At 36.7% G+C, this 19,929-nt stretch carries 23 protein-coding genes and 1 riboswitch; of the genes, 18 read left to right on the plus strand and 5 right to left on the minus strand.

Features of this window, described 5'->3' with window-relative positions; genetic code table 11:
* The first annotated feature begins 92 nt into the window (after positions 1-92).
* The 3 genes from TE34_RS09020 (at position 93) to TE34_RS09030 (ending at position 2,324) form a co-directional block, all read left to right on the plus strand.
* Positions 93-1,142 carry a hypothetical protein gene (locus tag TE34_RS09020; RefSeq protein ID WP_047984486.1) on the plus strand — a complete coding sequence of 350 codons (1,050 nt, stop codon included), beginning with the start codon at positions 93-95 and terminating at the stop codon, positions 1,140-1,142.
* A 162-nt stretch (positions 1,143-1,304) separates the two neighbouring features.
* Positions 1,305-1,742, plus strand: coding sequence for an IDEAL domain-containing protein (locus TE34_RS09025; RefSeq protein ID WP_047984487.1), 438 nt, complete (start codon positions 1,305-1,307; stop codon positions 1,740-1,742).
* 147 nt (positions 1,743-1,889) lie between these two features.
* Positions 1,890-2,324: an IDEAL domain-containing protein gene (locus TE34_RS09030; RefSeq protein ID WP_047984488.1), complete on the plus strand. Its 435-nt coding sequence runs from the start codon at positions 1,890-1,892 to the stop codon at positions 2,322-2,324.
* A 97-nt stretch (positions 2,325-2,421) separates the two neighbouring features.
* Here the strand turns inward: TE34_RS09030 and TE34_RS09035 are convergent, their stop codons facing one another.
* The 3 genes from TE34_RS09035 to TE34_RS09045 form a co-directional block, all read right to left on the minus strand.
* On the minus strand, positions 2,422-4,443 hold the full coding sequence (locus TE34_RS09035) for a penicillin-binding transpeptidase domain-containing protein (protein WP_047984489.1): 2,022 nt from the start codon (positions 4,441-4,443) through the stop codon (positions 2,422-2,424).
* 97 nt (positions 4,444-4,540) lie between these two features.
* Positions 4,541-5,485 carry an LCP family glycopolymer transferase gene (locus tag TE34_RS09040; RefSeq protein WP_047984490.1) on the minus strand — a complete coding sequence of 315 codons (945 nt, stop codon included), beginning with the start codon at positions 5,483-5,485 and terminating at the stop codon, positions 4,541-4,543.
* 80 nt (positions 5,486-5,565) lie between these two features.
* Positions 5,566-6,165 (minus strand): class D sortase, encoded by a 600-nt coding sequence (locus tag TE34_RS09045; protein ID WP_047984491.1) that lies wholly within the window; start codon positions 6,163-6,165, stop codon positions 5,566-5,568.
* Positions 6,166-6,387: 222 nt separating this feature from the next.
* Positions 6,388-6,463: riboswitch (cyclic di-GMP riboswitch) on the plus strand.
* Between the two features lie 30 nt (positions 6,464-6,493).
* Between TE34_RS09045 and TE34_RS20645 the strand changes: the two genes are divergently transcribed.
* The 6 genes from TE34_RS20645 to nagB all read left to right on the plus strand — a co-directional run bounded on the left by TE34_RS20645 (position 6,494) and on the right by nagB (position 9,875).
* Positions 6,494-6,613: an anti-repressor SinI family protein gene (locus TE34_RS20645; protein WP_236687140.1), complete on the plus strand. Its 120-nt coding sequence runs from the start codon at positions 6,494-6,496 to the stop codon at positions 6,611-6,613.
* Between the two features lie 82 nt (positions 6,614-6,695).
* On the plus strand, positions 6,696-7,022 hold the full coding sequence (locus tag TE34_RS09050; RefSeq protein WP_047984492.1) for a helix-turn-helix domain-containing protein: 327 nt from the start codon (positions 6,696-6,698) through the stop codon (positions 7,020-7,022).
* 45 nt (positions 7,023-7,067) lie between these two features.
* Positions 7,068-7,580 carry a VanZ family protein gene (locus TE34_RS09055; RefSeq protein WP_236687136.1) on the plus strand — a complete coding sequence of 171 codons (513 nt, stop codon included), beginning with the start codon at positions 7,068-7,070 and terminating at the stop codon, positions 7,578-7,580.
* 94 nt (positions 7,581-7,674) lie between these two features.
* Positions 7,675-7,830, plus strand: a complete 156-nt coding sequence (locus TE34_RS21225) for a hypothetical protein (protein ID WP_169749094.1) — start codon at positions 7,675-7,677, stop codon at positions 7,828-7,830.
* Between the two features lie 139 nt (positions 7,831-7,969).
* Entirely contained in the window at positions 7,970-9,148 is a 1,179-nt protein-coding gene (nagA, locus tag TE34_RS09060; RefSeq protein ID WP_047984493.1) for an N-acetylglucosamine-6-phosphate deacetylase, read from the plus strand.
* Between the two features lies 1 nt (position 9,149).
* Complete coding sequence (gene nagB, locus TE34_RS09065) at positions 9,150-9,875, plus strand: glucosamine-6-phosphate deaminase (protein ID WP_064971727.1); 726 nt, start codon at positions 9,150-9,152, stop codon at positions 9,873-9,875.
* A gap of 35 nt (positions 9,876-9,910) precedes the next feature.
* Here the strand turns inward: nagB and TE34_RS09070 are convergent, their stop codons facing one another.
* Positions 9,911-10,561, minus strand: coding sequence for a YigZ family protein (locus TE34_RS09070; protein WP_047984494.1), 651 nt, complete (start codon positions 10,559-10,561; stop codon positions 9,911-9,913).
* A gap of 189 nt (positions 10,562-10,750) precedes the next feature.
* On the opposite strand from TE34_RS09070, the gene TE34_RS09075 reads away from it, so the two are divergent.
* Both TE34_RS09075 and TE34_RS09080 read left to right on the plus strand, forming a co-directional pair.
* Positions 10,751-11,899: a sensor histidine kinase gene (locus TE34_RS09075; RefSeq protein WP_047984495.1), complete on the plus strand. Its 1,149-nt coding sequence runs from the start codon at positions 10,751-10,753 to the stop codon at positions 11,897-11,899.
* A 91-nt stretch (positions 11,900-11,990) separates the two neighbouring features.
* Positions 11,991-12,686 (plus strand): response regulator, encoded by a 696-nt coding sequence (locus TE34_RS09080; protein WP_047984496.1) that lies wholly within the window; start codon positions 11,991-11,993, stop codon positions 12,684-12,686.
* 55 nt (positions 12,687-12,741) lie between these two features.
* Here TE34_RS09080 and TE34_RS09085 read toward each other — a convergent pair whose 3' ends face one another.
* Entirely contained in the window at positions 12,742-13,608 is an 867-nt protein-coding gene (locus tag TE34_RS09085) for an STAS domain-containing protein (RefSeq protein WP_047984497.1), read from the minus strand.
* Between the two features lie 529 nt (positions 13,609-14,137).
* Between TE34_RS09085 and TE34_RS09090 the strand changes: the two genes are divergently transcribed.
* From TE34_RS09090 to flgK, 7 genes are all read left to right on the plus strand, one after another.
* Positions 14,138-14,980: a DegV family protein gene (locus tag TE34_RS09090; RefSeq protein ID WP_047984498.1), complete on the plus strand. Its 843-nt coding sequence runs from the start codon at positions 14,138-14,140 to the stop codon at positions 14,978-14,980.
* Between the two features lie 308 nt (positions 14,981-15,288).
* On the plus strand, positions 15,289-16,419 hold the full coding sequence (locus TE34_RS09095; RefSeq protein WP_330218311.1) for a DEAD/DEAH box helicase: 1,131 nt from the start codon (positions 15,289-15,291) through the stop codon (positions 16,417-16,419).
* The gene (locus tag TE34_RS09100) at positions 16,419-17,099 is read left to right on the plus strand and encodes a ComF family protein (protein ID WP_047984500.1); all 681 of its coding nucleotides are present in this window, start codon (positions 16,419-16,421) and stop codon (positions 17,097-17,099) included. The genes TE34_RS09095 and TE34_RS09100 overlap by 1 nt, the downstream gene beginning before the upstream one ends.
* 39 nt (positions 17,100-17,138) lie before the next feature.
* Positions 17,139-17,561: a TIGR03826 family flagellar region protein gene (locus TE34_RS09105; RefSeq protein ID WP_047984501.1), complete on the plus strand. Its 423-nt coding sequence runs from the start codon at positions 17,139-17,141 to the stop codon at positions 17,559-17,561.
* Positions 17,562-17,633: 72 nt separating this feature from the next.
* Positions 17,634-17,897 carry a flagellar biosynthesis anti-sigma factor FlgM gene (gene flgM, locus TE34_RS09110; protein WP_047984502.1) on the plus strand — a complete coding sequence of 88 codons (264 nt, stop codon included), beginning with the start codon at positions 17,634-17,636 and terminating at the stop codon, positions 17,895-17,897.
* A 15-nt stretch (positions 17,898-17,912) separates the two neighbouring features.
* Positions 17,913-18,401 carry a flagellar protein FlgN gene (locus tag TE34_RS09115; RefSeq protein ID WP_047984503.1) on the plus strand — a complete coding sequence of 163 codons (489 nt, stop codon included), beginning with the start codon at positions 17,913-17,915 and terminating at the stop codon, positions 18,399-18,401.
* A 24-nt stretch (positions 18,402-18,425) separates the two neighbouring features.
* Positions 18,426-19,928 (plus strand): flagellar hook-associated protein FlgK, encoded by a 1,503-nt coding sequence (gene flgK, locus TE34_RS09120; RefSeq protein WP_047984504.1) that lies wholly within the window; start codon positions 18,426-18,428, stop codon positions 19,926-19,928.
* The last annotated feature ends 1 nt before the right edge of the window (position 19,929 follow it).

Here is a 19,929-nt window from a genome sequence, read left to right on the forward strand (position 1 = left end):
CTAAGAGATGTAATGCAATTGTTAGAATAATTCACCATGCTAACCGCCTATACATAAATTAGAATAAGAAAATAGTTAAAGGATGTGTCTTTTTGCCAAGCAAAAGAGGTTACTACATCACTGGAAATACAGCAGAAGGAATTGTAAACTTTCTGTCGACGAACACCTCCGATTTTCATCATCATATTATTCTAAAACACCCATCTCAAACAGTAAAAACAACCGTAATAAAGGAAATCATAAACGAATACGAAGCGAATCATGATGTGGAAGTTTTGTATAGTTCACTAGGCAAAGAATTCCTAGAAGGTGTCATCATTCGAGACAAAAAAATAGCCGTTATCGACGAAAGAGCTGCTAGTGCTGATTTAAGTGGAGCGATTGAAATAGATCTGTCTCTTTTCACGACAGATGATGTTGCCACAATGGATTTCACCCAGGAACAAGAAAAAATCAACGCATATACCCAATTGGCATATGATAATTTTGAAACGGGATTAAAAATACATGATGATTTAGAAGCTGTTTACATTAAGGAAATGGACTTTGAAAAGGCCAACCAAATGGCGGAAGAATTTACGGAAACAATTTTAAATGGTGTTCCCAAACAAAATAAAGAATCTACTGTTTTCCACCGATTATTCGGAACCAATACAAAAGATGGAGTCGTCAATGTCGTTCCGGAAATACTAAGTCAATTATCCAAGAAATATTTCATTAAAGGCCGTGCTGGCACTGGAAAATCAACATTTATGAAGAAAATCATGGCCGCATGTCAGGAACATGGTTTTGATGTCGAGCTTTACCATTGCAGCTTTGACCCGAATAGTATTGACATGGTACTCGTACGAGAATTAGGCTTTTGTATTTTTGACAGTACAGATCCACACGAGTTTTTCCCAGCGGGACCAGGTGAGGAAATAATTGATATGTACGAGGAAGCAGTTACCCCAGGAACAGATGAAAAGTACGCAGAGGAAATCAATGAACTGAATTCACGTTATAAATCTTACATGAAATTAGGGATAGTAAATTTAAAAGAGGCGGGGGAAATTCACCAATCTCTAGAACAACAATTTGTTATTCAACCTAGAGATTTGGAAAAGATTAAATCCTTTATCTTAGGGAAGATTATCGAATAATTGTAGGTCCTGTGAGTATAATGTTATTCACAGGACTTTTCGCTTATAAAGAGGAAAATAGAACTAATTTGAGTAACAAAACTAAAAATTCACTTGTATTTTCTTGTTATTTCATGTAAAATTAATTAACTGAAAATTATGAAATAATGGGAGGTGGGCAACGTGATATCTGTAAAGATGCTTAAGCCTTATTACATTAAGGCAGACGATCAGTATGTTCGTATTATTTTAGCGTATCAATACTTTTCCGTAATAATTAATAAAAAAGTTTATCAGTTTATTCCAGTAGAAGCTAAAGAAATTCGCATCAACCGCAGAACACGCAAGGTCGATAATGTCGGTAGTCGATTTGCTTTTCAAAAAGGCAAAGAAATTATTTATATGACGATGACTGAACTTATTACACTTCCCGATTTTTTAACCCAATTACACAACATCGCCAAACCGTATTATGATGATATAAATGTGCTAGATGAAACGGTGATGGAAAAGAATTTAATAATAGATGAATTAGAGAAAAACAATATAAAACGTTTAATTGATAAAGCACTGGATGAACGAGACGAAAAAACGTTTCGCGACCTTGTGAAATTATTATGAATCAAAAGGAGCATACCAAATTACCTGATGTTATAGGTTGGTATGCTCCTTTTGATTCATTTTTATATAGATATGTTTTAGAAAAAAGAATATGGGGTACAAAACAAATAACAATTTTTTTACTATGTAGCATTGGGGGAAATAACAATGGTAACTGTAAAGCTATTAAAGCCCTATTGTATAAAAGCTGACTTAGAAAATATATATGTTCTTTTAGATGAAGAACTTTTTACTATTTCTATACAAAATGAGATGTATCAGTTTGTACCTGAAAAGTCTAAGGAGTTTATTATTAATCGTAGAACGAAGAAGATAGAAAATCTGGATGCGACGTTTGCGTTTAAGAAAGAGGATAAGTTATTTTATCTATCGATGAGTGAATTAATCAATATTCCAGACTTCTTAATCAAGCTATATTTTATTACGAAACCACATATTGACTACAAGCCAGAGGAAAACATGAATGATGATGTTGATGTCATTATGGATGAACTTGTCCAAGGTAATATTAAACGACTCATTGACAAAGCATTAGATGAACGAAATGAAGAAGCTTTTTATGACTTGATTACTATGTTATAACAGGAGCAGCCTATTGGATGGCTGCTTTTTGTAATTTTTGATAGGTCTTCTACCATGAAAATAGCACCCTAATTTAAGTTAGAGTGCTATTACGTTATTATTTTTTAATCTCTTCTAAAACTTCCGTTACTTTTTGTACAACTAATCCACTAGCACCAATGTCTTGAACTTTTTCCATCATCATCGCAATGATAATGTCTTGTTCATTAGTTGGATAACCGACGAACCAACCATTTTGTTCGCCATCTTCCTCATCCAGTGTTAATTTCAATTCAGCAGTACCTGTTTTCCCAGAAATAGGGAAAGAAGAATTTTTGGCATAGCTTGCAGTTCCGTTAGTAACTACGTTGCGTAAAGTTTCCTGAAGTATACCGGCCTGTTCTGTTGTAACTAGCTCTTCTTTCCAGACTTGAGATAATTCGTTTTCTAATAGAATAACTGGTTTATACATGACGCCGTTATTCAAGATGGCCGAATACATAGAAGCTAAGTGAAGTGCACTTACTTCAATTTCCCCTTGGCCGTAGCTTGTATTTGCTAGTAGGACTTCATCATTTAAATCTCCGGTTGATGAGATGGATGACGTAGCAATAGGGACTTCTAATGGCAACTCTTCACCTAATCCGAATTGTTGAAGCCCAGTTGTAAAAGCAACCCCGCCCATGTCAACCGTCTTCTTGGCAAAGTATATATTGTCTGAAAGAGTCATAGCTGTCATTAAGTTAACTGGGTTAGCTTCTGACACGCGGGTAACTTCATAATTTCCCCAACTTTCGCCTTTCCCCCAAGAAAGACCAGTAATTTCCAGTTCTTCCTCTGGTGTAATGGTGCCGTTATTTAATCCAATTGCAGCTGTAATAGGCTTTATAACGGAACCTGGAGCGTAGGTTGCACTAAATCGATTAAATAATGGTTGATCTGGATTATTTTGCAACGCATCCCATTCCGTCTGTGATATTCCATAAACCATTTTATTAGGATCAAAGGATGGACTGCTCACAAGTGCAAGCGTTTCTCCAGTTTTTGGATGAATAGCAGCTGCTGTTCCAGGTGCATTCTCTAAGGAGTTATAAATCTTTTCCTGTATGTTAATATCTATAGTTGTTTGTATCGATTTCCCATTTTGTACAGGCTTTTCTGCTAAGGTAATGTCATCGTTACCTTCTTTTGTCGTATATATTTTTATACCTTTTTCGCCTTTAAGTTCACTTTCGAAAAATCGTTCTAATCCGGTTTTGCCTATTGTATCATTTGCAGTATAGCGGGTAGAATCTTGACCTTCTAATTCTTCAGCAGTTATTTTCCCTACATACCCAACTAAGTGAGCTGCAGCTTCTCCAAGTGGATAAATCCGTCCTGTTGTCTTTTGTGTCATTACACCTTCAACTTGCCAAAGTTGATCCAATAGCTCCTGATTTGATTCTGGTATCTGCTTTCCTACAGGTACAAATAAATCAGGTTTTACCCAGCTAGCAGATAGTGCCTTATCAATGGACTCAACAGAAATATTTAGTAGCATAGCAAGCTCCTCTTTGCTAGCCTCTGGATTATCTCCTAATTTACCTGGTACAACACCAACTTCAAGAACTGTGCCATTTAAAGCAAGTGGAAGTCTGTTTCGGTCAAGAATATCTCCACGTCTTGGTTCAGTTACAGAGATTCTAATTTCCCCACCATCTTTAATTTCAGGGAAGATAAATCCTGGGTCCCACTCGAGAAACCAATTTTTCTCTTCCTCTTCACCAATTTGTTTTAGCGTAACTTCATAATTGAATTCTATCGGACCAGCCATTGTCATCATATTACCCACAAATGGTAACGTTGCAATACCTTCTTCCAAAGCAGTCTCAATTTGTTCCTCCGAGAGTTTCTCATAAGATAGTTGGACTTCTGTAATATCTAAATCACTATATATTTTTTCATAGCGGTCTATGTATTGGTCTGTAGGATACGCTTCCTTAGATTCTTCGGTGAGCATCTCGTACATTTGCGTGAAATTTTGTTCCTCCCAAAGCTTAAAATAATCATCTAGTCGCTCATGTGGTGTTACTTCTTCTTCGGAACACCCTGCCAAAATTAGTATGAATATTGATGTGAAGATAATGAAAATGCGTTTCATAACTTTTCCCCCTTGTTTAAACGAATTTTCTCTCTTTTTTCATTATAACATCTATAAAAAGGAAATAGTCACCCGATTGCATCAGGTGACTATTGTACTATCTTGCTTCCATATGATTGTTTATCTCCGTTGAAATTCGAGTGAATTCTGACTCCGGTACAATATAGTACCAAATACCACCTAGAATTTGTCCGCTACCGGATATTTCCATTGTTTCAATATTAGCTCTGGTACCTAAATAATTGGAGAATAGGTTTTGCGTGTTTTTCATTTGAAGGTCTGTGTTAACATTGTTCCCTAGAATATCGAGAATCTCTCCAACCTTTGTAATACTAGAAAAACTTGCAGCCTCATTCATCGCAGCCGTGATAACAGCTCGTTGCCTTTCGTTACGACCCATATCTCCTCTAGGATCCCCTTTACGCATCCGGATGTATGCAAGTGCTTCCTTACCGTTTAAATGAATATCTCCTTCTTCAAAATGAATTCCATCTTGTGTGAAATCTCGATTATTATTAACGGTAACACCACCTAAGGAATCCACCCCTAGTTCAAAGCCTTCCATATTTACTTTTCCATAAAAGTGAACTGGAATATCAAATGCTTCCTCTACCGTTTGAACGGACAATTCAACCCCACCAAAAGCATAAGCATGATTGATTTTATCCATATTTCTACCAGGGATGTTCACGTAAGTATCTCTAGGAATACTGAGCATTTTCATTGAATTGGTATTAGGATTTAATGACATAAGAATCATCGTATCAGAGCGTCCTTTGTCACCATCGCGCTCATCTACCCCTAATAATAGTACATTTATCGATTTTTTTTCGGAAAAAATATCTTGAATTTCTTTCTGTCTTTCCGGATCCTTATCTCTATCTAGTGGCTCGTGCATCGTGTCAACCGTGTCATGAATTTTGTCCCAAACATACCAAGCATAGCCACCACCTAGTAATAGTAGGAAAAGGAGTATTCCCCCAACCCAATAAGGCCATTTTCTTTTGTTCTTTTTCTTATATTCCACTCTAGATTCTGCCAATTTAATTCTCCTCAATTTGTCAACTATTGGAAATATTATATCCAGTCTTGTCGCAATAGTCTATTGCAAACTGCGATATCTTACTTATTATAGTTTGTGACAGGAGTGGCAGTAATTATGTATCGGTCTGGAGCATCGCCAATAAAATTGAACGGATAGCATGTCGTAAGGGTTAAAACTTCATTTGGTGAAGTAGTTTTGATAACAGTACGATCATCTGCACTTACGATGTATGTGTCAATAATCTCATAAGTGAATTCACCATATGATAATCTAACCGTTAAAATATCTCCTAGTTCTAATTCACCCATTCTGCGGAAAACCGTTTCCCGATGCCCTGATAGAACAATTTGATCCTTTTGTAGAGGATAAGCTGTTCCTTTATAGTGTCCAACACCTTTAGCTAACTCATCCGGATCGGTTCCTTCTACTATAGGAAGATCGGCTTCTAGTTTTGGGATGTGGAGGATTCCGACGGTTTCTCCAGTATCGGGAGAGAAATCATTAGGGAATCTGGCTTTTGTGTTAGTTTCAACTTGTTGTAAAGTAGAAAGATTAATTATCTCTCTTGCCTCGGTTATTGCTAAGCTTTGCTTGTGATTTGTTGAAAAAAGTTGATAAACACCAAAACTAATAAATATAAATCCCGATATTATTATAAGAAAGGCGACTTTTTTCATAGGCATTCTCCTCATTAGTAAAATTATAAAATATTGTAAATTAGTTAACAACTTTTACATATAAATAATAAGAATTATTAATAGTCATCGTATAGAAGAGTTTCTCCTTAAACACAGGACAAAAACTTTTGTAAGTTTCTTACAAAACTAGTTACAATCTGACAAAACAAGACACCCAAAAGGCACTAGTTCTTTAGTATAATAGTCTTAGAATAATATTCCATCTATTAAAGGCAAACCCATTGAGAAGTGGGGACGCAAAGTCACAGGTCCAATTCCGGATGGCTGGATTGCATAGATAACTATGGGGGATGGGGATTTGAATAGTGTGGAAAAAGTAACCGGTTTAGACTATGAGTGGATCTTGTTAGTGAAGGAGGCAAAAAACCAGGGGATGACCGTAGAAGAAATTCGACTATTTCTTATCGAAGCGAAACGTTATACATAATACTTTTTTCGTATTTTTGTACTATATATAGAACTACTCACCTGTATTGTGGTATAATCTAGCTTGAAAGAGGTGAGTCGACTTGATCGGAGAAAAAATTAAACAACTACGTAAAGAGAAGAAAATGTCTATTTCTGAACTCGCGGAAAAAGCGAATGTTGCTAAGTCTTACTTAAGTTCAATCGAACGTAACCTCCAGTCCAATCCATCAATCCAGTTTATCGAGAAAATTAGCGCAGTTCTAGGTGTCTCTGTTAATGAATTAATAAATACGAATGACTCTGTTGAACTTGAAGATTTAGATGGTGAATGGCTTAACATCGTCAAGGAAGCTATGGAGTCAGGTGTTTCCAAAGAAGAGTTTAAGAACTTTCTAGAATTTAATAAATGGAGAAAGAACCAAAACTAGAACCGTGGGTTAGTAGACTACGGTTTTTTACTTTTAGAGTAATATATGAAAAAAACGGATAAGTATGGTGAAATTATGAATCGTAAATTAGCATATTGGTTCCTTCCATTAACTTGGATGGCAGTTTTATTTTTCTCTTCCTCTACACCATATGAAAAACAGGATATAAAACCGTTTCTTGCAGGAAAAATTGATTTTTCATTTCTAGAACCTTTTGTTCATTGGGTTTCTTTTTATTATAATCAATCCCAAGTGAGTGTAGATACACTAGGTATTAATGGGTTTATTGAGTTCTTCATTCGCAAAGGAGCCCATTTTGGTGCTTTCTTTATTCTATTGTTCCTTTTTTATATCGCATTTCGAAAAACTTGCCAGTGGAACTTACAAAAAATTCTAGTTGTCTCATTTTTGCTTACCATTGCATATGCTATTATGGATGAAGTACATCAAGGATTCACACCGAATAGAACGCCTTATTATGGAGATGTTTTAATTGATGGCTTTGGAGCTATTACAGCATGCCTCATTCTATTATTTTGTCGAAAAAAAAGCTTGTAAAAAATATTTAATAGAATTGTGGTAATAAAGTCATAGATTTTATGGTATTATAGATTTTAATGATATCTAAACACTAGATCAAGGCGGTAATGTAATGGTTGAACGTGAGTTTTTTAAGAATATGATGAAAAAAGTTATCGATGACACAGAACAGAATAAAATTCGCTCATCTGATGAACTAATTCAAACTTTAATAAAGGAATTAAGTGATCAAAGGGCATTACAACAAAATAAACGTATTATAAATTAATTATTATTTATGAGGGACTATTTCATATAGGGAATAGTCTCTTTATATATGTGTCCTTCTTTACCGTTTTTTAACTGGACACCACCTTATCTGTATGCTACTTTGTAATTGAGTTTCTGAAGGGCAGGTACAATACATAATGGATAAAGTATCACTTTTAATAAAGAATATTAACATATACACAGAACAAGATATTCTAATAAATGGTAGTTTACTTGTTGAACACGGAAAAATAAAAACGATAAATGGTCCAAACGAAACAATTAGGAGTTATCCAAGTCATATTAAAATTATAGATGGAAAAGGATTAAATGCAGTTCCTGGCTTTATTGATAGTCATATTCATGGGGCGAATGGATCAGATGTGATGGATGGTACAGAAGAAGCTCTGGATAATGTCGCAAAAGTTCTTCCGAAAGAAGGGACGACTAGTTTCTTAGCTACTACTATTACGCAATCAGAGGAGAATATTGAACAAGCACTTCAAGCTGTTTCTTATTATTCCCCTAAGGATGGCTTCGCTGAAATCCTAGGAGTTCATCTAGAAGGCCCATTTATTGAGGAAAATAAAAAAGGTGCCCAACCATTAGAACATATTCGTAAACCTGACATAGCTCTATTTGACAAATGGCAGGAGCTTTCGAACAATAAAATAAAAACAATCACCATGGCACCAGAACATGATCCAGACGGTTCGTTTATCCGTCATTTAGCTGAACAAGGTGTCAATGTTTCGGCTGGACATACAGATACAAATTTTGAAGGAATGAAAGAAGCAGTTACATATGGCGTTAGACAAGTTACCCATTTATGTAATGCGATGAATGGGATTCATCATCGGGATATTGGGGTTGTTGGAGCTGCATTTATGTTGGAAGAATTACGTGCAGAACTAATTGCTGATGGGATTCATGTAGCACCAGAAATGCTAGCGTTAATCTATCAAAATATGGGCAGTGAGCGCCTAATTTTAATTACCGATGCCATGCGGGCAAAATGTCTTCACGCTGGTACGTATGACCTTGGTGGCCAAATGGTGTTGGTGGACGAAGAAAGAGCAGTCCTAGAAGACGGAACTTTGGCAGGCAGTATTTTGAAGATGAATCATGGGGTACAGCAAATGCTAAAACTTCCAGGTGTTCGATTTGAAGACATAATTACGATGGCAAGCGTCAATCCTGCAAAACAACTTGGTGTGTTTGATCGAAAAGGTAGTTTAAAAGAAGGAAAAGATGCAGATATTTTATTAGTTGATAAGGATTACAACCTTCATTATACATTTTGCCAAGGGATTTTGGCGCATAAAGGAGAAGGATGAATTGAATATTATTTCCACAAAGGATTATCAAGAAATGAGTAGAAAAGCTTGTGAGTTGGTTGCTGAAACAATTAACACGATAGAGAAACCAATTTTAGGCCTTGCTACTGGTTCTACGCCTGAAGGACTTTATCAATGTCTCATTAATAAGCATAAAGAAGAACAGCTTTCTTTTCGTCATGTGACGACGTTTAACCTTGATGAATATGTTGGCTTGGGCAGTGAAAATCCAAATAGCTATCGTTATTTTATGAACGGTAAATTATTTCAACATATTGATATTAGAAAAGAAAATACATATGTACCAAATGGTTCAGCGGAGAATTTAGAGGAAGAGTGTGTTTCTTATGAAGAGTTAATTCGGGAACATGGTGGGATGGATCTGCAAATACTTGGAATTGGATTAAATGGCCATATTGGATTTAATGAACCAGGTACGCCTTTTACTAGTAGAACCCATATTGTAGAGTTAGATGAATCTACTAGGCAAGCAAATGCACGTTTCTTCGATTCTTTAGAGGAAGTACCAACACATGCTATAACAACTGGAATAGGGACAATTATGGAGAGTAAGAAGATATTATTACTCATTTCTGGAGAAAATAAAGCGGATACGGTCACTCGTTTAGTGAATGGGGATATTTCTGAGGACTTTCCAGCTTCCATTTTGAAAGAGCATCCTAATGTTACAATCATTGCGGATGAAGCAGCTTTATCCAAACTATAAGATAACTTGGCGCCAACGAGGGCGCCAGGTTATTTTTATTCCTTCGTGCTTTCCACTTCTATTTCTACATACTTTTCCCCGACATCTTGAATGGTAGACTGACCACTTGTTAAATCTGTTATCCAATTTTGGAAGTCTGTCTCTTTACCATCCTCAACATAAACGATAAACGCAACATTTTCTAGATATTGGATATTTTCCAATATATGTTCTGAATTTCGTAGTTCATTCTCCAACTTTCCAAGAAGTGTATAGTCTACAGTGATGGAATAGCCTTTCATTAATTGTCTTTTCACAATTCCGACTGCTTTTATTGCTTCCGAGGTGGAGCTTCCATAAGCACGTATTAAACCACCAGCTCCGAGCTTGATGCCACCGAAATATCTCGTAACGACGACTGCTGTGTCTTTTAAGTGTTGCTTTTTGAGTACTTCCAACATAGGTACTCCAGCAGTACCGCTAGGCTCACCATCATCATTCGCCTTTTGTATTTGATCATGCTCGCCAATGATATAGGCGGAACAATTATGGGTCGCATCATGATATTTCTTTTTCAGTTCTTGGATGAAATTTTGGGCTTCCTCTTCCGATTCAACTCGTTTAATCGTCCCGATGAATCTCGATTTTTGAATAATAATTTCATGGGAACCTCCATCTTTCTTCACGGTAAAATAGTTAGATAACAACGAGAGTATCCTCCTCTTACATGACTTTAGTATAAATTTCAATGAAATAATGGTTTCAAAGTAGAAAAAAATGGGTACTACATACTAGGGTTTGTGAAAAGTTTTTAACTTTTATAAAATATTTTTTAGATAACCCTATAAAAAAAGTTACATAGCACGTATAATTATACCATAGGTTGGTGAGTGCTGATGGCAGTGAAAACTAGGGAAAAAGCTTTAGATTATATACTAGATGAAATGGTGGACGTTGTTGAGAATAGTAAGGATGAGATTTTTTATATTAGTGAAGAAGCTCGTTCGGAATATGAACAATTGCTTAGTGAGTTAGAATATACCAAGCAAAAGGTCCTGGACTACATAGAAGACGGTGATAAGCTAGAGCAAAATGTTCGTTATTCTCGAAAGCGATTATCCGAAGTTAGCAAGTATTTCGATCGCTATACAGAAGACGAGATTCGAGAAGTCTATGAATCTACTCATGAGCTACAGACGAAGCTTGCGATGTTACGTCAAGATGAACGAGCGTTACGTGAAAAGCGTGATGACTTGGAACGACGATTGCAGAACTTAGATCAAACGATCAAGCATGCCGAGAATTTAGCAAATAAAATATCGGTTATACTCACATACTTAACAGATGATTTTAGGCAAGTCAATGAAATGATAGAAGAGGCCAAAGAAAAACAAGAATTTGGACTAAAAATTATTGAAGCGCAAGAAGAAGAACGAAAACGTATATCCAGGGAAATCCATGATGGTCCTGCACAAATGCTGGCTAATATTTTACTTCGTTCTGAATTAGTGGATCGTACATTCCGTGAAGGAAGTCCAGCGGATGCTTTGGAAGAGATACGCAATGTCCGTAAGATGGTGCGCTCCTCCCTTTATGAGGTTCGTCGTATTATATACGACTTACGACCAATGGCACTGGATGACTTAGGACTTATTCCTACAATAAAGAAATATATCAGTACAACATCAGAATATAACAATGTGAATATTGAATTTACGTCAATTGGTGAAGTAAAACGAATTAATCAAAAATATGAAATTGCATTTTTTAGACTAGCCCAAGAAGCGATACAGAACGCAGTAAAGCATGCTGAAGCATCATTAATTACTGTTAAAATAGAAATCTGCTCAAGAAATCTTAACCTAATCATTACTGATAACGGAAAAGGCTTTGATCCTTCTATTAAAAGAGATAAATCTTTTGGTTTAATAGGAATGAGAGAGCGTGTTGAGATGTTTGATGGTATAATGGATGTTAAGTCGAGCATTGGAAAAGGCACAAAGATAGTAATACGGGTACCCTATCAAGGGGCGCTTGTTCAATAAATAGAGATATAATATAGATATAAGATAATGGTTATTGTCTATCGAGGAACGTAATAGGGGTTAAATATTACGTATTGGGGAGGAAAAGACAATGAATTTAGAGAAGACGATTAATATTGTATTGATTGATGACCACAAGTTATTCCGTGAAGGGGTAAAGCGTATTTTAGAATTCGAACCATCGTTTAACGTAGTGGCAGAGGGCGATGATGGTGCAATGGCTACGAAACTAGTAAAAGAATACAATCCAGATGTCGTGTTAATGGATATTAATATGCCGAACATGAATGGTGTACAGGCTACAGCTGAGTTAGTTCGTAATTATCCGAAATCAAAGGTGATTATTCTTTCCATTCATGATGATGAAAGCTATGTAACTCATGCCCTTAAAACAGGTGCACAAGGTTACTTATTGAAAGAGATGGACTCTAATTCACTCATTGAGGCAATAAAAGTCGTTAGTGATGGTGGTTCCTATCTACATCCAAAAGTAACGCATAACCTTGTTCAAGAATATCGCCGACTAGCGAAGGAAACTGTTGCAGTAGGAGCAGGTGGCAGTCGCATCGAATACCATCGACCACTTCATTTACTTACGAAGCGTGAGTGTGAAGTATTGCAACTACTTGCAGATGGAAAAAGCAACCGTGCAGTAGCAGAAGCATTATACATTAGTGAAAAAACAGTAAAAAATCATGTAAGTAATATCTTGCAAAAAATGAACGTTAACGACCGTACCCAAGCAGTAGTATCAGCAATACGAAAAGGCTGGGTTGAAGTTTTATAATAACAAATAATAAACCCTTGATGTCCAGTGGATATCAAGGGTTTTACTATTTAGTTTATTTAGTGAGATTACTTTTTTCTACCCCAGTTACCATCATTTTTAGCGCTTGCTTCAACGTACTATATGTAGGAACACTTTTAAAATTGGTTTGAAATTGAATGGCCGAATGCGCTACTTCAGGTTGTATACCCGAAATCGCCGTTCTAATTCCTAAGGTCTTTAATAAATAAATGACATTCCACAGTTCCTTTGCTACATAGGAATCAAGCACTGGTATACCAGATAAATCGATAAACAAATATTCTACTTTTGAATCCACAACTTTCTCTGGTACTGTCTCGTATATTTCTTTCATGCGATTTGTATCTACATTTCCGTTTAAAGGAAGAATTGCGACGGTATCAGATATAGGGATAATGGGGGTACTAAGCTCTGCAATTAAGTCCTGCTGACTAGATATACGCTGCATTAATAATTGATAATACATCTTTGCAAATCTTGTTTTTAGCTTATTAAAAGTAGAGTTGAAAATAGAAAACCATCGAATGATATCATCTTTTGAAATAAGTTCATTATGATCATGAATAAATGTATGAACAAAACTAAGGAAGACCTCTTGTACAATACTTAGGGCATGAACAACTTGATAGGTTGGTGTATCGGATGCAATTCTGCTAGTTGCAACAATATGTGCCCATTCGTTTATATAATTATCTAAAGTTTGCTCATCATCAAGCAGTGCACTAATAACTGCTTTATTTGTCAGGGTGTTTTGCTCTCCTAACATGCTTTCTGTCTGGGGATCTGAGTCTGCCGAATAGACTGCTCCTTCCATTCGATTCCTTGCAAGTAAAAACTTATTCGTAATATGAGGGATACGCTCCCATAAATAATCATAAAGTTTCCTATCCATTTTATTCATTGGGTAACCTCGGTTTAATATATTTTTGGCATTCACGACTATGAAATAAATATCTAATTTTTTTATAAATTATAATTATTTTATCATACAAATATTAAAGAGAGGTATATTAAAGTGATTAAGTGCAATCTAATACTTCAGACATAAGGGAAAGACGATGTAGATACACCTGCACCCGTAGTAGATAAACCCGACTTGGAGTAGGATGAGCCCAAACCGGGAGACGTTAGCCCGAACTACAGCTGATAAGCCCGACACTAGGGAAGGTGAACCTGAACTCGATTCAGATAGTCCCGAACCATGGCACATCAGCCCGAACTCTCTTCAGATAGTCCCAAACCCGTGGCACATCAGCGTAACAATAAGTAAGATGGTCCCGAAACCACCCCACATGAGCCCATACTCCAGTTGTTTTCAACCTAGTACAAGTAGACATATCATGATGCATTTTTTATAACATTCATGTAAAATATAAGGAGCAAACAATATGTTAAACATATAAAAGTATTTTAGGAGAGGAAGGGAAGAAATGAAAGTTGCTGTAATGACAGACAGCACGGCATATATTCCAAAAGATATGCGCAACGCATATGGAATACATATGGTTCCACTTAGTGTTAACTTTGGGGATGATACATATCAAGAAGAAATTGATATAACTACAGAAGAATTCTATCAAAAAATTAAAGATGCAAACGACCTCCCAACTACATCTCAGCCCGCTATTGGTTTAATCACTGAGAAACTGGAAGAACTGCGTCAAGAATATGATGCTGTAATTTCGGTTCACTTATCCAGTGGAATTAGTGGTACTTATCAAGCCGTTGTTAGTGCTGGTGACATGGTGGAAGGTATTGACGTGTTTGCATTTGATTCCGAAATCAGCTGTATGGCGCAAGGATTCTATGCGTTAGAAGCTGCCGAAATGGCAAAAGAGAATAGATCTCCAGCAGAAATCATGGATCGTTTAAATGAAATGAAGAAAACGATGCATGGTTACTTTATGGTTGATGACCTTACTAATCTTCACCGTGGTGGAAGATTAAATGGAGCTCAAGCCCTAGTTGGTAGTTTGTTACAAGTAAAACCTGTATTACATTTCGTTGATAAGGTAATCATTCCATTTGAAAAGATTCGTACACGCAAAAAAGCTATTAGTAGAATTTTAGGTATGCTTGAAGAGGATACCAAAGCAGGTAAGGTTGCAAAAGCTGTATTTATTCATGCAAATGATGAAAAAGCAGCGATTGAATTAAGAGATGATTTTAATGAGAAATATCCAGATACAGAAGCACTTATCAGTTATTTCGGTCCTGTAATCGGTACCCATGTTGGAGAAGGTGCGGTTGGAGTTTGTTGGTATTATAAATAAGCAATTATAATTAATTTATTCCTAAGACTGCCAGGTTCTGGCAGTCCATATTTCATATGAAAGTGAGTGATACAATGGTCAATAATGACTTATTAGTTTTACACCGCTATGCTGGAAAATTACTTCTCCAAAAAGAAGTCCCCTTTGCTGTAATACCCCAGAATGACTTCACTAAAATCCCCTCTATTAAACGAAACTTACTCTACAATCAATGTCAACGATGTGGAAATCAAAAAAGCTCCTTGTTTGGTGTCATTCCTTGTGCATCCTGTTCTAAAACCCATTTGTATTGCAGAAATTGTGTGGCAATGGGTAGAGTGATGGAATGTGAATCGTTGTATTATTATGCTGGAATAGCTCCTGATTGGACAAGTTATGAATCCCCCCTAACCTGGAATGGCGAGCTTACTCCATATCAAAAAGAAGCCTCTCACCAACTCGTTCAAGCTATACAAGAATCATGGAAGGAATTTTTAATATGGGCGGTTTGCGGGGCAGGGAAAACGGAAATGCTCTTTCAAGGAATTGAATTAGGACTGAAGCTAGGTAAACGTATTTGCATTGCTACGCCAAGGGCTGATGTAGTACGGGAACTCAAACCAAGAATTCAGCAAGCTTTTCAAGATGTACCTATTCAAGCATTATATGGTGGTAGTGAGGAAAAAGAAGGATCTTCCCAAATTATTATTGCTACTACGCATCAACTCCTCCGGTTTTATAAATCGTTCGATATCATGATCATCGATGAGATTGACGCATTCCCATACCACAAAGATGCTACCCTCCCTTTTGCTGTAAATCGCGCCAAAAAAACAAATAGTACAACAATCTACCTAACAGCTACCCCAAGAAAAGAACACCGTCTACAAATTGCACTCAAACAACTAGCCCACACATATGTACCCGTCCGGTATCATGGGAAACCATTACCCGTTCCACAATTAAAAATGAGTTTTTCCCTTAAGAAAGAATTGAAATGGTATAACGTTCCGAAAGCTTTTTTGCAATGGTTAAGGAATCGAGACAATGATAAGCGCCAGCTATTAATATTTGTCCCTTCGATTCTTTTAGCTGAAAACATTGTTTCCTCTCTAAAAAAAGACAGTACTATTCCTTTTCAAGTCATTGATTCCGTACACTCCGAGGACGAACAACGAATGGATAAAATAGAGAAGTTTAGAAGAAGGGAAATTGATTTGTTAGTAACAACTACGATACTTGAAAGAGGCGTTACATTCCCATCTGTAGATGTAGTTGTCTTAGATGCTGGGCATTCTGTTTTTGATGAAGCGGCACTAATACAAATTGCTGGAAGGGCTGGCAGAAGTGCAGATGATCCGACTGGTGAGGTCATTTTTTTGCATGACGGTAAAACAGACGCCATGGTAAAAGCCATTCATTCTATTAAATTGATGAATAAGAAGGGAGGGTTTAAGTAATGAATTGTTTATGGTGTGATGAAGAAATTATGTTGGAGGTTAGCTGGACAAGCCTCGTAAATCCAACGAAACCAAAGCAGATATGTGAATCCTGTGAAAAAGGACTAGTAGAATTAAAAGGATCCCGTTGTGAACGATGCAGTCGGGTTTCAAGTTCAACGATTTGTGAGGACTGTCAATGGTGGGAAAACTATCACCACGGAAAGGATGTCATTGACTTTAATTACTCGGTGTTCAGCTATAACCATTTCATACAGGAAATTATTGCTAAGTGGAAGTACCGCGGTGATTATGAGTTAGGGTTTGTGTTTCGAGAAGCCTTTGCTGATCATTTTCACGAAAAGTTCGGTAATATGACAGACGTTGTTGCCGTTCCCATACCACTCAGTAAGGATCGACTAGAAGAGAGATGCTTTAACCAAGCCACTATGCTTGCTTCGTTTCTACCTGTCCCAACAGTAGAAGTCTTAAGCCGAGTACATGGTGAAAAGCAATCAAAGAAAAAACGTCGTGAAAGAATCTCTTCAAAAAATCCATTTATCCTATCCCAAAAACTAAACAAAGCCGTCCTTCTTGTCGATGATATATATACAACAGGTACTACGTTACGGCATGCAGCAAGTGTATTAAAGGAAGCAGGATGTCCTAAAGTTTATACGTATACGTTAATTCGAGGATAGTCTTGGTGTGTTATGATAAAGTAATAAGGGGAAATGAACATGGCTGAAATAGCAAACTGTACAAGATGTGGCAATGTATTCGTGAAGGAACTACGAGATATTTGTCGTGATTGTTATAAAGAAGAAGAAGCTGCTTTTAAAAAAGTGTACGAGTTTCTAAAGCAGCAGAAGAATAGACAAGCAACGTTAATTGAAGTGGTGGAGGCAACTGGTGTAGACGAGACGCAAGTTACAAAGTTTATTAAGGAAAAAAGATTGCGAACTTCCATGTTTCCTAAATTAGGTTATCCTTGCGAGAGATGTGGAACAATAATTGCAACGGGTAAGCTATGTTTAAACTGTTCAGACGAGATACATAATGAATTAAATAAACTAGAAGAAATTGAGAAAGTTGCAGAACGGAATAAGGAAAAGAAACCTAAGCCTAATACTTATTATGCAATTAATAAACATCGAAGATAACTCTTCATATAATTCAAATCGTGCCGATATTAATAGTAGGAAAATTGTTCGGAAATTTAATGAGGTGATCTGATGAAAATAAATGGACCGAATCAAACGAATTTTAATCCATATAAAAATCAAATTCAAAAAAACATGGATATGAAAAAAGCTACAAAACAACAAGACCAATTGGAGATATCATCGCAGGCGATTCAATTACAGGAGAATACGAAGGTCAATGCAAAACGTGAAGCATATGTTCAAGAAATAAAAAGTCGTGTTGAATCAGGTGAATACGTAATTAATCATGAAAAAACTGCCGAGAAAATGATCGAGTTTTGGTCGAAGCAATAAGAGGAGGACGTATTGATGTCCGTGCAAGCAATTATTGAAAAACTAGATAAGCTCACAACAATTCATGAACAGCTTTTAGCGGTGTCTCACGAAAAAACTGCCGTTGTTAAAGAAGGTAATGTGGAGAAACTACAATCCGTCTTAATTAAGGAACGTAAACTAGTTCAACAATTAGATCAAGCGGAAGAAAAGCGTCAGCAAGAGGTGGCGTTGTGGTTTTCCTATCATGGGGATCCAAAAGAAGAGGCTACGGTTACGAATTTACTGAATCATACTGAGTCGGAAGCGGAAAAGAAGGCATTAGAAAATAGTGTTGTACGGTTAACGGAATTTATCGTCAAACTGAAGCAACAGGAACAATTAAATATGGCATTGATACAGCAATCCATGCAATTTGTTCAACTATCTATTGATCTGCTTAGCCCTTCCTTAAAGAATATGAATTATGGCAAGGACAATGACAAACCAGCTATCAATCGTTCGGTATTTGATTCGAAGGCTTAAAAAAGGTAGAGAAGGAGAAACAATATGAGTACATTTCACGGCTTGGAGATGGCGAAACGAGCGCTATATACACAACAATCTGCTTTATATACAACTGGTCATAATATTTCTAATGCGAATACGGAGGGCTATTCAAGACAGCGTGTCAACTTTGAAACCCTTCCAGCATATCCAACCGGCTCGCGAAACCGTCCACAAATACCTGGACAATTAGGTCAAGGTGTTCAAGCTGGATCAGTGGAGCGTATTCGTGATAGTTTTCTAGACTTACAGTATCGTGCCGAGAATAGTAAGGCGGGGTATTGGGAAACGATGTCTGAATCACTTTATCGCATGGAAAGTCTATTAAATGAACCATCCGATAGTGGGTTAGCAAATACAATGGACAAGTTTTGGCAGTCTCTACAGGATTTAGCAGTGAATCCGGAAAACACAGGGGCAAGGTCAGTTGTTGTTCAGCGTGGTTTAGCAGTTGCAGATACGTTTAATTATTTAACTGGTAATCTAAAGTCCATGCAGAAAGATATTGGTAAACAAGTAGAAGTAACCGTAAAAGATGCTAATTCATTAATAAGACAGATTGATAGAATCAATAATCAAATCAAAGAATTAGAGCCACACGGTTATTTGCCGAACGATTTGTATGATGAAAGAGATCGATTGGTTGATGAATTATCAGGAATTGTGAATATAAAAGTTCACCGAGTTGAAAGTGCAGATAGTGCGCTCGATATCGCTGGTGGACTAACTAGGATTGAACTTGTTGATGATAGTGGAGCAGTAATTACGAATTTAGTTGATCCAGAATCTGATGGAGCTACTTATCAGGAATTCTCTTTCCAAGACACAGGTAGTGATATAACAGTAAAAATTGCTGGTGGAGATTTTAAAGTTTCTTCAAACAGTGGTTCACTAAGCTCTTTGTTAGAGGTCTACGGTAATGGTGCTACTACGGATGAACAAAAAGTTAATTTTAAAGATATGATTGCAAATATAGAGCTAATGGCACAGGAATTTGTCGAGGAGTTTAATTCTGTTCATAATGTTGATGGTTATACTCTATATGGTGAAAAACCTGAAGCTGATTTTGAGTTTTTTAGCATCGATGAAGATACTGGAGAAGTCTCAGTTTCTCAGGATATTATTGATGATAATGGATTAATAGCCGCAAGTGGCAACGGTAACAGTGGAAATGGCGAAAACGCCTTAAAGTTAGCTGATGTCATGGATAAGGAACTAGCAACTAACCCATTTAATAATGGAGCAACTATAAAGAGCTTCTATGAGGGAGTCATCGGTGGTTTAGGAGTGGCTACTCAGGAATCAAATCGGATGGCTAATAATACGTCTGTGCTTCGTTCGCAAGTCCAAGAGCAGAGAATGTCAGTAAGCTCTGTTTCACTGGATGAAGAAATGACGAATATGATTAAATTCCAGCATGCATACAACGCTGCAGCTAGAAACATGACAGCAGTGGATGAAATTCTAGACCGTATCATTAACAATATGGGAATTGTAGGAAGGTAGG

This window comes from Ornithinibacillus californiensis (assembly GCF_001038485.1).
Classification (GTDB): domain Bacteria; phylum Bacillota; class Bacilli; order Bacillales; family Amphibacillaceae; genus Ornithinibacillus; species Ornithinibacillus californiensis.